Source organism: Sphingobium sp. B8D3A (assembly GCF_025961995.1).
In the GTDB taxonomy this organism is placed as follows: domain Bacteria; phylum Pseudomonadota; class Alphaproteobacteria; order Sphingomonadales; family Sphingomonadaceae; genus Sphingobium.
The window spans coordinates 2,864,763-2,877,508 of the sequence record NZ_JAOQOS010000001.1; the positions used below are offsets into that span (position 1 = coordinate 2,864,763).

General features: G+C 64.9%; 11 protein-coding genes. 2 read left to right on the plus strand and 9 right to left on the minus strand.

Annotated elements, in window-relative coordinates; all coding sequences use genetic code 11:
* Positions 1-13 precede the first annotated feature (13 nt).
* The 9 genes from M2342_RS13285 to truB all read right to left on the minus strand — a co-directional run bounded on the left by M2342_RS13285 (position 14) and on the right by truB (position 10,131).
* Positions 14-376, minus strand: coding sequence for a twin-arginine translocation signal domain-containing protein (locus M2342_RS13285; RefSeq protein WP_181559004.1), 363 nt, complete (start codon positions 374-376; stop codon positions 14-16).
* 9 nt (positions 377-385) lie between these two features.
* Positions 386-1,240, minus strand: a complete 855-nt coding sequence (locus tag M2342_RS13290; protein WP_264579441.1) for an amidohydrolase family protein — start codon at positions 1,238-1,240, stop codon at positions 386-388.
* A 22-nt stretch (positions 1,241-1,262) separates the two neighbouring features.
* The gene (locus M2342_RS13295) at positions 1,263-2,165 is read right to left on the minus strand and encodes a hypothetical protein (RefSeq protein WP_264579442.1); all 903 of its coding nucleotides are present in this window, start codon (positions 2,163-2,165) and stop codon (positions 1,263-1,265) included.
* A gap of 3 nt (positions 2,166-2,168) precedes the next feature.
* Positions 2,169-4,127, minus strand: a complete 1,959-nt coding sequence (locus M2342_RS13300) for a nuclear transport factor 2 family protein (RefSeq protein WP_264579443.1) — start codon at positions 4,125-4,127, stop codon at positions 2,169-2,171.
* Positions 4,124-5,134: an ABC transporter substrate-binding protein gene (locus M2342_RS13305; RefSeq protein ID WP_264579444.1), complete on the minus strand. Its 1,011-nt coding sequence runs from the start codon at positions 5,132-5,134 to the stop codon at positions 4,124-4,126. Before M2342_RS13305 ends, M2342_RS13300 begins: the two co-directional genes overlap by 4 nt.
* A 157-nt stretch (positions 5,135-5,291) precedes the next feature.
* The gene (locus M2342_RS13310) at positions 5,292-6,065 is read right to left on the minus strand and encodes an HpcH/HpaI aldolase family protein (protein WP_264579445.1); all 774 of its coding nucleotides are present in this window, start codon (positions 6,063-6,065) and stop codon (positions 5,292-5,294) included.
* A gap of 180 nt (positions 6,066-6,245) precedes the next feature.
* Positions 6,246-8,576: a polyribonucleotide nucleotidyltransferase gene (gene pnp, locus M2342_RS13315; RefSeq protein ID WP_264579446.1), complete on the minus strand. Its 2,331-nt coding sequence runs from the start codon at positions 8,574-8,576 to the stop codon at positions 6,246-6,248.
* A gap of 268 nt (positions 8,577-8,844) precedes the next feature.
* On the minus strand, positions 8,845-9,114 hold the full coding sequence (rpsO, locus tag M2342_RS13320) for a 30S ribosomal protein S15 (protein WP_181558998.1): 270 nt from the start codon (positions 9,112-9,114) through the stop codon (positions 8,845-8,847).
* 18 nt (positions 9,115-9,132) lie between these two features.
* Positions 9,133-10,131, minus strand: coding sequence for a tRNA pseudouridine(55) synthase TruB (gene truB, locus M2342_RS13325; protein ID WP_264580047.1), 999 nt, complete (start codon positions 10,129-10,131; stop codon positions 9,133-9,135).
* A gap of 212 nt (positions 10,132-10,343) precedes the next feature.
* On the opposite strand from truB, the gene M2342_RS13330 reads away from it, so the two are divergent.
* Positions 10,344-11,198 carry a hypothetical protein gene (locus M2342_RS13330; RefSeq protein WP_264579447.1) on the plus strand — a complete coding sequence of 285 codons (855 nt, stop codon included), beginning with the start codon at positions 10,344-10,346 and terminating at the stop codon, positions 11,196-11,198.
* A gap of 118 nt (positions 11,199-11,316) precedes the next feature.
* Positions 11,317-12,672, plus strand: a complete 1,356-nt coding sequence (locus M2342_RS13335) for an aldehyde dehydrogenase family protein (RefSeq protein ID WP_181558996.1) — start codon at positions 11,317-11,319, stop codon at positions 12,670-12,672.
* Positions 12,673-12,746: the final 74 nt, after the last annotated feature.

Sequence of the window (12,746 nt, forward strand, 5' to 3'; positions counted from 1 at the left end):
GAACCCGCGTTCATCACGCGAACTGCTGCAGTTCCGGATAAGGCAGCGCCGGTCCCTCTCCGATGCGGAAGGTGCAGTGACCGGTATAGACCGCGGCATCGCCATGCGCGCGCACGGGCCGGCTCATGAGGTAACGGCCATTGATCAGCCGGACCGTGCCGTTTTCGTAGCGCGCCACGACGTCCTTCTGCACGACCCGCACCTGCCGACCGGCGAACAGCGCCTCCAGCGCATCGGTATCATCATGGATGCCATCGGCATGGAGCACTGGCACTTCGGCGGCCTGAAGGGCGGCGGGCACCATGGCCGCGCCGACGATGGCGCCGCCGCTCGCACCGATGAAACCGCGACGGGAAAGCTGGGTGTTGGTCATCATGGTCTCCAATCAGGAAAAATAGAGCTTGAGTGCAGTCCGGCAAATCTGGGCGCGCTGAGCGGGATCGGGCACCCAGCGGCGGTAGCTGGCCAGCACCTGCTCGTAGCCAATGCGGCGTTCGTAGCCGACGAAGGGCGCGTCACTGCCCCACAGCAGGCGATCGGTGCCGACGCGTGACACCAAATGGTCCGCGACATGCTGGGCGAGGCTTTCGAGGTCGCCATCGGGATCGTCGCGCCAGGCTTCCGGCCCCGGCAGGCGGAAGCCGCCCGAGAGCTTGACCCAGGTATGTCCCTTGTCGACGGCATCGAGCATCGCGCGGAAGCCGACGCAATCGAGCGGCGCTTGCGGATCGGGATGGCCGAAATGGTCGATCACGATATCGACGCCGCTCTCCACCAGCGCATCGAGCACCGGCGGCAGGTTCTGTCCCTCGATGGCGACATGGACATGCCAGCCAAGATCGCGGGCGCGGCGGAACAGCAGCCGATATTCGTCGCTGCGATAATCGGCATGATATTCGGCGCGGGCGAGCTGCAACCGGATGCCGATGATGCCATCGTCGCGCATCCGCTCCAGCACGTAGAAATCCGTGCCCGGCGGGACGATGGCGGTGCCGCGCAGCCGCTTGTGGCGGCGCAGTTCGGAGATCAGATAATCATTGTAGCTGCCCGAAATACTCAGCGCCGAAATGACGGCGAAGTGGATGCCATGCGCATCCATCCGCGCCAGCAAATCGTCGGCAGTGAAGGCATAGTCCGGAGTGATCCACGCGCCGCTGGTAACGGGCATGTCCGCCGAAAAGATGTGGGCATGGCAATCGATGATAGGATTGCGCACCGCGTCATCGGTCAAGGATGTCATCTGGTCCCCCTCCTCGACTGCATCATTGCGCGCGCGGATACTCATCCGCGTTCAGCACCCAGCCGGGCATGTCCGAGAAATCGGCACGCGGTGGCGAGAAGATATCGACCAGCACGTTACGACCGGGCGCGGACGGCGCGGAGGTGTGGATGACGCGGGGCGGAATGACGCACACCGACGGCGCGCCGCAGCGCTCATGCTCGTCGTCGCGCCAGTCATGCTGGTTGGCCGTCCATGGCCAGCGCAGATGGTGCATATAGTCGCCCTCCAGCGCCAGGGAGCACTGCTCGAAATCATCGTGATGATGCGGCGAGAGCTTGGTCACATCGCGCGGCCCCTGCGGCGGGAAGACGTTGACCATGAAGGTGGTGCATCGCCAGATCTTGCCGAAGCGCCCCGGCTCGTCGGGCACGTCCAGGCTGTAGCTGCGCAGCTTGAACCCATCGACCGGATCTGGCCACGGCTGGAACGGCGGAATCTGCGGATGCGGCCCGGCATAGGCCTGCGGATTGACGACCCGCGCAAGCAGATCTTGCGCCTCCAGCGAAAACAGCCGGACGATCTGGCCAGCCGAGCGGACCGTGATGCGGCTATCGCCCGGCGGCACGAAGTTGATGCTGTTGCCGGCAATCTCGTGCGCCACGCCGTCGATCTCGATGGTCAGCGCGCTCTGGGCATCCGGCAGCAGTAGGACATATTCGTCGATCTGGCCGGCTCGCTCGAACACCGCACCTTCTTCCGCCTGCGAGTAAGCGACTACGAAATTCTGCCCACGCGTGAGCCAAGTCTTGAGGCCGGGCGCCGTCTCCTGTGGGGCCTCTTCATAGAAGCGGGCGTAAGTGGAGGCCCCGAAGGCGCTGGCCGGCGCGGCTCCCCCGGCTGCGGCAGTCGAGAGGCGGGAACGGGGATCGTCGGATTCGTACATGAATTACTCCGTGGCGGCGGCGCGGCGGCCGTCCGACCAGTGCAGGAAGGTCTCGGGAGCGCGGCCGCTCACCGGATTGGCGAAATGGAAGCCCATCGGGGCGATGGCGGGATAAGGCGCGAAGGTGACGCCGCGCAGCGGGCCATCCGGCGGGTTCTTGGCAACATCCTCGGGCTTGGGGCGATAGCGCTCGCTGGCGCCCGGCACAATCGCGGCCCAACCGCCGGCATAATCGGCGAGCCAGACATAATCGAGATCCATGCCGTGAATGCACCAGACGCCGTTTTCGAGCACCGCCTGATTCTCGTAGATGCCCGAAATCCACGACCCCTGCCCCTTGGCGGCGCTGTTGAACTGGAACAAGCGCAGGCGGATATTGGCGCGCATCCCGTCTTCCGAAACGGTCACATAGGGCTGCGTCTTCTGGTGGATGGCCATGAACGCCGCCGAGCGCCCGGCATTGCCATAGCGCCCGAACAGCGATCCCCGCACACGCTCCCGCCCGACATAGGTGCCGATATAGGAGAGCTCTTTCCAGCCGTCGGTGGCGAAGAGATCGGCCGTGTCGTCCCAGCGGAACTCGTCGATATAATAGCCATAGGCATCGGCGATGTTTTCCGCGCCATCGAAGGCAGCCGCGCGGGCGAGCAGTGTCGCTGCGTCTCCGGTGCTGGCAAAGGATGGCGCAGGCGCGAGCGCATCGGCGAAGCGCACGGGTGCAGGTCGATGACCGGGATAGGAGGCGTCGGCCAGTTGCGAGGGCCGGTCCGGTCGCGCCGCAGCCACGCCGGGCAAACCGGCCGCAAGCGGCGCCTGCCAGCCTTTTGCATAAGCCGCGCGCATCACCGGCACGCGGCGCAGCGCCGTGATACGCCAGCGGCCATCGTCACCGCGCGCGCAGGTGAAATCCTGAATCGTCGCCGACCAATAGGTCTCACCGCCATGCTGACCGGTCATCCCGATCTCGATATTGCGCACCGTGGCGCTACGTCCGCCCGCATCCATCGTCACGACCGGCATGAGCTGGGGACGGTCGTTCAATTCGCCGGTCTTCAGACCGGCCTCGCCGAACAGCGCGAGCGCACGGCGGACGCCGGCATGGCCCACAAACTGCCCGGTGCCGGCAATGTCGATCAGCGCATCCTCGGTGAACAGATCGACAATGTCGTCGTGCATCTTGCGATCAAGATAGAAGCCGAACGCGGCCTGAAGATTCTGCACCAGCCCCTGCGACACCAGCAGATCGGCCTGCGCTGCGATCTCGCGGACCGGCAGCGGGCTCCGGGCGGGACGCTTGGCGCCCCACGGATTGCCGGCCTGATCCGGCGTATAGTGAAACGGCACCATCGGCACGCTGGGCGCAACATGCGTCCAGCCCTTGTCATAAGGTCCGGCAAATTGCGGGTGATAGTGCATCCGCGCAATCGCCCAGCCACCCATGCCGCCAGCGTCGTCGGAGACCCGGACATAATCGATCACGTGGATGCCGCCGGCCCAGCCGGCCGACTGGTCGTTCACCCCGGTCATCGCCACCTCATGCCAGCGTCCGCGCGCGGACTGGCCATCGGGCGTGAGGGTGATCACGGGGCTGAGGAACAGGCGCAGATTGAGATGCCCTGCTGGCAGTCCGCGACTGTCGCCGCCCATCGTGCTGCGCAGATGCGCCTCGATGGGTGTGCGGCCCGTCACGGATTGCGCGCCGTCGGTCCATAGGCCGTCAGCGGCGAAGAGAAGCGCCATGTCGGCCCACTGGCCGGCTTGCGCATAATGCGCCCAGACATGCTGGAGGCGTTTGATCTCCCGGATCGCGCGAACATCCGCGAGCCGCGCAGTCAGGTCCGCAGCGTCACCGCCCGCGCCCGCTGAGGCCATCCGTGAGGTTGCGCAGCCTGCCAGCAGCGAGGCCGCACTCCCGAGCAGGATCGCGCGTCGCGAGAGGATCATGCGCCCCGGCTCGCTCACGTCGTCGGCTCCAGCGCCAGCGCCTCTTCGTAGACGCTGCGGTCGATCAGCCTCGCAAGCTGTGCACGCGACCGTGCTGGCCGCTTGTCACGCTCTGCCAGCCACTGTTCTTCCTCAGTCATGATATCGAGCAGGTCGGCAGGATAATCAGCGTTGAAGGCGTGGTGCTTCCACGCCGTCTGCACTTCCTCCACCGAATGGCCGCCCCGCTCCACCACCAGAGCCTGCGCCGCTGCCGGGTCCTTGCGGAGCGCCGCCGCCGCATCGATCACGGCACGGACGAAGCGGACGATCTTCTTGCGCTTGGCCGGATCGGCGAGATTTTCAGCTGTGCTGTTGAGGTTGAACTGCTCGGCATAAACGCCATCGCCGCTGAACTCGATCAGGTCGTCACCCAATGCGCGCGCGCTGTTCTCGCTCTCCGGCTCCCAGATGATCACGGCATCGACGCGCCGCTCGGCGAGCGCCTTGGTCATTTCGCTGAGCGGGCCGGGCGTGCGGACGACCTCGATATCGTCATAGGACAGGCCGGCCTGCGCCAGCATCTTGTGAAAGAAATAGCCCGAGGACGTCTGCGGGATCGACGCGACGCGCTTGCCCTTGAGATCGGCCACGGTCGCGATCCCCGCCGATTTCCGCGCAACAATGCGATACTGCCCCTCGGTCACCTGCAGGATGATGCGCAGATTGGGATGCTTGACCGAGTAGCGCAGCGCCTGCGTCTCGGCATGCGTGGCGACATCCGCCACGCCTTCCTCGCCGAAGCCGGCAATGATCGGCTCTCCAACCAGATTGGGAATGCCGCCCATCTTCACCGTGGCAGCATCGGGATAGAAAGTCTTGGCCGCCAGGAGCACGGGCGCGATCTCGAAGGTCTGGATATTGCCGTACACGGCAATGGGACCCGGCTTCCCCTCATCCCTGGCTGTGGCACTCGCGGGAAGGAGCGCGCCGGCCGCGAGCATGGCCGCCATTGCGAGACTGTTCCTGATTGTGCGCACCGTCATCCCTCCTCAACACCGCAACCTGTTGGCCCGGCCCTATTCATTCACGCTAGGCGCCCACGCTGGCGGGCCGCAATTCAAATGCGCGTTGATGCCGCGCGAGGAAAAACTGGCTTCCGTCGAGGACAAATAGCGCAGGCTGGGCTGCGCCTCGCTCGCCTCAATCCAGCCCTCCCCGCACCGCATGCACCGTCTGCGCCGCGGCGTGCGCGAACATCATCGCATCATTGCTCACCATCACCAGCGAGAAGCCCATCGCCAGATACGGCGCGGCTTCCTGCGCGGTGCCGACGGCCACGCCAGACAGCAGGCCCGCCTGCTTGGTCGCGGCGAGCATGGCGGCGGTGAGCGCCTCAACATCGGGATGCGCGGCCGATTTGCCGCTGGAGAGAAACAGGTCGCCATGGCCGATGAAAATGCCGCCCACATGCTCGACCGCCGCAAATTCCGCGGTCCGCTCCAGACTGGCCCAGTCCTCAAGCTGGATCATGCGCAGGCACTGCCCGTCGCCCCGCGCGATATACTCCGGAATCGGCGCCAGACCCCAGCGACCGGCACGCGAGGTGAGGCCGAGGCCCCGCTCCCCGGCCGGGCTGAACACCATCTTGCGGCACACCGCATGGGCATCGGCAGGATTGGTAATGCGCGGCACCAGCAGGCCGTCCGCGCCAGCGTCCAGCAGGGGCTGGATCGGCGATCCGCTGTGATCGGGCAGCCGAACCAGCGCCGCCATGCCCATCGTCTGCGCAGCTGCGATCAGCGTGTAGGCACGCTCGAGAGTGTGCGGGGCGTGCTCCATGTCGATCACTACGACATCGAAGCCGGCATGGCCGATCAGCTCCAGCGTCTCCAGCGACGGCAGCTTGACCCAAGTCCCCAGCAGGCCCCGCCCCTGCGCGGCCCGCTGCAGCGCATAGTCTACGAAATTGTCCACTAACCGCCCTGTTCGATCCGCTGCACCGGTGCGCAAAAAGCCACTGTGCGCAGGCCGACGGCGCCCGCTTGTCTCGAACGGCTCGGAGTCTTTGCAGAGCTGCAACGCCCGCTCGGACCGTGGGCATGAAAAAAGCCCCGCATCGCTGCGGGGCTTCTCTCAATCTCGCTTTGAAGGCGATCAGTCGTCGTCGCGCTTCAGGAAGGCAGGCGCGAACTCGGGCGCCGGGCCGTCATCATCGCTGCGCTCGCGGCGGGGGCCGCGTTCACCACGCTCGCCGCCACGGTCACCACCGCGATCCCGGCGGGGACCACGGTCGCCACGGCCGCCGCCGTCACGACGCGGACCACGGTCGCCGCGATCACCCCGGTCGCCACGGTCACCGCGCGGTTCGCGGGCAGGACGGGTGTCCTCCAGCTCCTCGCCGGTTTCCTGATCGACGACGCGCATGGAGAGGCGCACCTTGCCACGCGGATCGATCTCGAGGACCTTGACCTTGACTTCCTGGCCTTCCTTGAGGACGTCCGCCACCTTCTCGACCCGCTCGTTGCGGATTTCCGAGACGTGGACGAGGCCGTCCTTGCCGCCCATGAAGTTCACGAACGCGCCGAAGTCGACCAGATTGACGACCTTGCCGTTATAGACCTTGCCGACTTCCGCTTCCTCGACGATGCCGAGGATCCAGGCCTTGGCCGCCTCGATCTGGTTCACGTCGGACGAGCTGATCTTGATCAGGCCCTCATCGTCAATGTCGACCTTGGCGCCCGTCTCCGCGACGATCTCGCGAATGACCTTGCCGCCCGTGCCGATGACTTCACGGATCTTGCTCTTGTCGATCTGCAGCGTCTCGATGCGCGGGGCATGAGCCGAGAGTTCGGTGCGGACTTCGCCCAGCGCCTTGCTCATCTCGCCCAGAATGTGGGCGCGACCGTCCTTGGCCTGACGCAGCGCGACCTCGAAGATCTCCTGCGTGATACCGGCGACCTTGATGTCCATCTGCATCGTGGTGATGCCTTCGGACGTGCCGGCAACCTTGAAGTCCATGTCGCCGAGGTGATCCTCGTCACCCAGAATGTCGCTGAGGACCGCAAAGTCCTTGCCTTCCAGGATGAGGCCCATGGCGATGCCGGAGACCGGACGCTTCAGGGGCACCCCGGCATCCATCATCGAGAGCGAACCGCCGCAGACGGTCGCCATCGAGGAGGAACCGTTGGACTCGGTGATGTCCGAGAGCACGCGGATCGTGTAGGGGAACTCGTCCTTGCTCGGCAGCACCGGGTGCAGCGCGCGCCAGGCGAGCTTGCCATGGCCGACTTCACGACGACCGGGCGCACCGAAGCGGCCCACTTCACCGACCGAATAGGGCGGGAAGTTATAGTGCAACATGAAGTTCTCGTAGGAGAGACCGGTCAGACCGTCGATCATCTGCTCGGAATCCTTGGTGCCGAGCGTGGTCGTGCAGATGGCCTGCGTCTCGCCGCGCGTGAACAGCGCCGAGCCGTGCGTGCGGGGCAGGAAGCCCACCATCGCCTCGATCGGGCGGATCTGCGTGGTCGTGCGACCGTCGATACGCTGACCGTCCTTGAGGATGGCGCCGCGCACGATTTCCGCTTCCAGCTTCTTCATGAGCTTGTTGGCGACCATCTGGGTCTGCGCGCCCTCAGCCGCGAACGCTTCCTTCGCCTTGGCGCGGGCTTCGTTCAGTGCACTGGAGCGGGCCGACTTGTCGGTCAGCTTGTAGGCGGCGGCAATGTCCTTGCCGATCAGCTTCTTGAGCTTGGCCTTCATGTCCGCCGTATTGTCGGAGAGGTCGATCTCCCACGGCGACTTGGCGGCTTTCTCGGCCAGCTGGATGATCGCATCGACGACCTTGCGCGAGGCATCATGCGCGAACATGACGGCGCCGAGCATGACGTCTTCGGAGAGCTCCTTGGCTTCCGATTCCACCATCATCACGGCCGTGTCGGTCGCGGCGACGACGAGATCCAGCTCGCCGGTCTTCACCTCATCGAGGCTCGGGTTGAGCTGGTACTCGCCATCCTTGTAGCCGACGCGCGCGGCGCCGATCGGCCCCATGAACGGCACGCCGGAAATGGTGAGCGCAGCGGAAGCCGCAATCATCGCCACGATATCGGGCTCAGTCTCGCCATCGAAGGAGAGAACCTGCGCGATCACGTTGATCTCGTTGTAGAACCCTTCCGGGAACAGCGGACGCACCGGGCGATCGATCAGGCGGGAGACCAAAGTCTCCTTTTCCGTCGCGCCACGCTCACGCTTGAAGAAGCCGCCCGGAATACGCCCGGCAGCCGAGAATTTCTCCTGATAGTGAACGGTGAGCGGGAAGAAGTCCTGCCCTTCCTTCACCGACTTGGCGGCGGTGACAGCGCACAGCACAACCGTTTCGCCATAGGTCGCGAGCACCGCGCCATCGGCCTGACGGGCAATACGGCCCGTTTCGAGCTTGAGGGTCTTTCCGCCCAGCTCGATTTCTACTGTCTTTACATCAAACATTGGTTTTCCTTCCACCCACCGGCCCTATTGCGCGGCGGGGCTGCAGTGCGGGCTAAGCCGGCCCGCGGCGGTTCGGGACTAGTCTTGCGTCCCACAAAGAGGTTGGCCGAAGTGCCATCCCCTCCTCGTCACTCCCGCGAAAGCGGGAGTCCAGTTCTGTCATCTCAGCCTCGGACGGCGCTCCCGCGCCTGTCTCGTGCTGGATCCCCGCCTGCGCGGGGATGACGCAATACGTAAACGGCCCGCCGAAGCGGGCCGAACGATTGGGTCACTTGCGAAGGCCGAGCTTCGCGATGAGAGCGGTATAGCGCCCCGCATCCTTCTTCTTGAGATAGTCGAGCAGCGAACGACGCTTGTTGACCATCATCAGCAGGCCGCGGCGGCTGTGATTATCCTTGTGGTGGCCCTTGAAGTGCTCGGTGAGGTTGGAAATGCGCTCCGTGAGGATCGCAACCTGCACTTCCGGCGAACCGGTATCGCCCTCTTGCTGGGCATTGTCCTTGATCAGTTCCGCCTTGCGTTCAGCCGTAATCGACATCGTCATTCCTTTCCAAAATCAGAGATTGAAGCCCCGCACGACCCGGATTTCCGGGCCCAAAGCCTCCACCAGCGCCACAGGCGTATCGCCCTCGGCTGCCAGCATGAGCCCTTGCTTGCGAGGGTCCCCGGGCAGTGTCCGGCCTTGTCTCAAGGCCATCGCCTGCTGCGAGGTGACGGGGAGAGCCGGGATGTCGTCCAGCCCTGCCGTCAATGGCAGCATATGCTGCGCAATGGCGCGCCCTTTACCAGCATCGCTCAGAATGTCCAGTGAAATAGCCCGATCCAGGGTGAACGGACCGGCCTTCACCCGGCGCAGCATCGTCACATGCCCGACCGTGCCGAGCGCCAGCGCGATGTCCCGCGCGAGGCTGCGGATATAGGTGCCTTTCGAAACATGGGCAGTGAGGGTGACGGCTTCAAGGGTTTCGCTGGCGGCCTGCTCATCCTTGAGGCCTCCCCCCGTCCCGTTCGCATCGAGCGAAGTCGAGATGCCTTCGCCCAGCTCCGCGGTGTCTCGACTTCGATCGACACGAACGGAGGGGGTGGCGTTGACCGAGAGACCATGCACCGTCACCGCCCGCAGTTTCATCTCCACCTCTTCGCCTGCCCGCGCGCGATCATAAGCGCGCTGGCCATCCACCTTGATCGCGCTATAGGCGGGCGGGGCCTGCTCGATCTGGCCGGTGAACTGCGCCAGCACCCCCTCAACCTGCGCCAGACTCGGCCGCACGTCGGAGGTCGCAATCACCGTGCCTTCAAGGTCGAGCGTGTCGGTCTGCGCGCCGAAGCAAATCGTGAAGTCGTAGACCTTGTCGCTGTCCAGCATTCGCCCGGCCAGCTTGGTCGCCTCCCCCACCGCCACGGGCAGCACGCCTGTCGCCAGCGGATCGAGCGTGCCGCCATGGCCGACCTTCGCCTTGGGCAGGCCAGCCTCGCGCAGCGCGCGCTTGACGGCGCTCACCGCCTGGGTGGAGCCAAGGCCCAGCGGCTTGTCGAGGATCAGCCAGCCATGCAGCGGCTTGGGCCCGGTGTCAGGCATAGTGTCGGGATCGTTCATCGGCTGCCCATAGCGAGGCATATAGCGCCTGTCAGGCCCCGCTGGCCGCAAGGGCCGCCGCGCGTGCCTTGATCTGTTCATATTGTAGCCATAGGCATGCTTATAGGCGCAAGGGTGGGTTGCGCCCCCGCCCGCCACGCCCAGTCCGGTGCCAATGCAGTTGAGGTCCGTTGATTTACAGCATCCGCTCCGGCTTCCAGCGTCTGACCGGACGGGCCCGGACCCGATTTGGCGAGCGCGCGACGGCGTTTCTCCTCGCATTGGCGGTCGAAGGACTGATCGTGCTGGCGCTTATCGCCTTTGCGCCCTCCCCTTTCGAAGCCCGCGAAGCGCCCGACAAAAATGTCCTGACATTCGACGTCGCGATCCCGCCCGACCCTGCGCCCGAACCTGAACAGGCCGAGCCAGAGAAGGCTGAACCCGAGCCGGTTCCCGAGGAAGCCAAGCTCGAACCGGAGCAACAACCCGAGCCGGCCCCCGACCCACCGCAGCCGCCCAAGCAGGCCGAGCCAAAGCCGATCGTCACACCGCCTGCGCCGCGCAAGCCCACCTTCATCGAGATGAAGCCGGACCAGATGGCGGCCATCGATCTGCGCGCGATCCGCCCGGCCGCCCCCGCCCCGCCGGCCGCCGCCCGCCCGGCAGCGCCCATGGGTCCGCCGAACACCGGACAACCAGCCGATACACCGCTGGTCGACGGCACTGGCCCCAACGGCGAGCCGCTCTACGCGGCAAGCTGGTATCGCGAGCCCTATCCCGAGGAATTGCGCGGCTATCTCTCGACCGCGCGCAGCCAGGGCTGGGGCATGATTGCCTGCCGCACGGTTGCCGATTATCGGGTGGCCGATTGCGTGCCCGTGGCAGAATATCCCAATGGATCGGACATCAATCGCGCGATTCTGGCCGCCGCATGGCAGTTCCGCGTGCGCCCGCCCCGTGTCGGTGGCAAGGTGCTGGTCGGCCAATGGGTGCGCATCCGAATCTCATACGAGCAGCGTCCTGCCGGTGCCGCGGGCAGGCCGTGATCGACCGGAAATGACTCTGTCAAAAAATCTTGCGGACGCCACCAGCGCCTTGTCTTGCAGCGCGTGAAGCCTCTACAAGGCGCCATTCCTTCCACAATCCAATATAGGCGAGTGATCCATGACCGGCACCCAGCAGACTGCTTCCCAGATCTCCGATGACATTGCCCGCGTTTTTGCCCTGCAAAAGGCGAACCAGTGGAATGTCAAAGCCACCACCGCTGCCGAGCGTCGCCTCAAGCTGACCAAGCTCAAGGATGCCGTCGCGTCCCATGCCGACGAGATCGTCGCGGCGGTGCTGGAAGATACCCGCAAGCCGGAGCCGGAAATCCGCGTGACGGAAGTGCTGAACATCCTCGGCAACATCCAGCTCATTCTCGACAATCTCGATGACTGGATGAAGCCGACCGAAGTCACGCCCTCCAAGGTGGAGACCGACCGCGCCCAGATCATCTACGAAGCGCGCGGCGTCTGCCTGATCCTCGGGCCATGGAACTTTCCGCTCGGCCTCGTCTTCGGCCCGCTTGCCGCTGCCGTCGCGGCCGGCAATTGCTGCATCCTCAAGCTCACTGATCTCTGCCCCGCCACCGAGAAGGTTGCTGCGAAGATCGTGAAGTCGGTCTTCGAGGAGAATGAGGTTGCCGTGTTCGAGGGCGATGTCAGCGTCGCCACCGCACTGCTCGACCTGCCGTTCAATCACATCTTCTTCACCGGCAGCACGCGGGTCGGCAAGATCGTGATGACCGCCGCCGCCAAGCATCTCGCCAGCGTCACGCTGGAGCTGGGCGGCAAGTCGCCGGTCATCATCGATGAAGGCGCGGACGTCGAGAAGATCGCGGCCGATCTCGCCGGCGCCAAGCAGTTCAACGGCGGCCAGGCCTGCATCTGCCCGGACTATGTGTTCGTGAAAGAAGACCAGAAGGCAAAGCTGGTCGAGGGCTTCAAGGCGAACGTCGAGAAGAACCTCTATGAGAACGGCCAGATCAAGAAGGAAGGCATCGCCCAGGTCGTCAATCAGGCCAACTTCAATCGCGTGAAGGGCCTCTTCGACGATGCCGTGGCGCAGGGCGCCACCGTTGCCGCGGGCGGCGTGCTGGAGGCGGAAGACCGCACCATCCACCCGACCATGCTGACCGACGTCAATCCGCAGATGAAAATCCTGCAGGAAGAGATTTTCGCGCCCATCCTGCCGGTGATGACCTACGACAATCTCGATCAGGCGATCAGCTACATTGAGGAGCGCGACAAACCGCTCGCGCTGTATGTCTACAGCAATGACGAAGCCAATGTGCAGAAGATCCTCAACCGCACCTCGTCAGGCGGTGTGACCGTGAACGGCGTCTTCTCGCATTATCTGGAGAACCGCCTACCCTTCGGCGGCGTCAATGGCAGCGGCATGGGCAGCTATCATGGCTATTTCGGCTTCAAGGCCTTCAGCCACGAGCGCGCGGTGTATATCCACCAGACGGCCGCCTGAAACGCGGGCTGAACATTTGTGCGGAGCGGAGGGGCAGCCCCTCTCCGCTCCCGCATCCCGCGCCGGTGAACGAG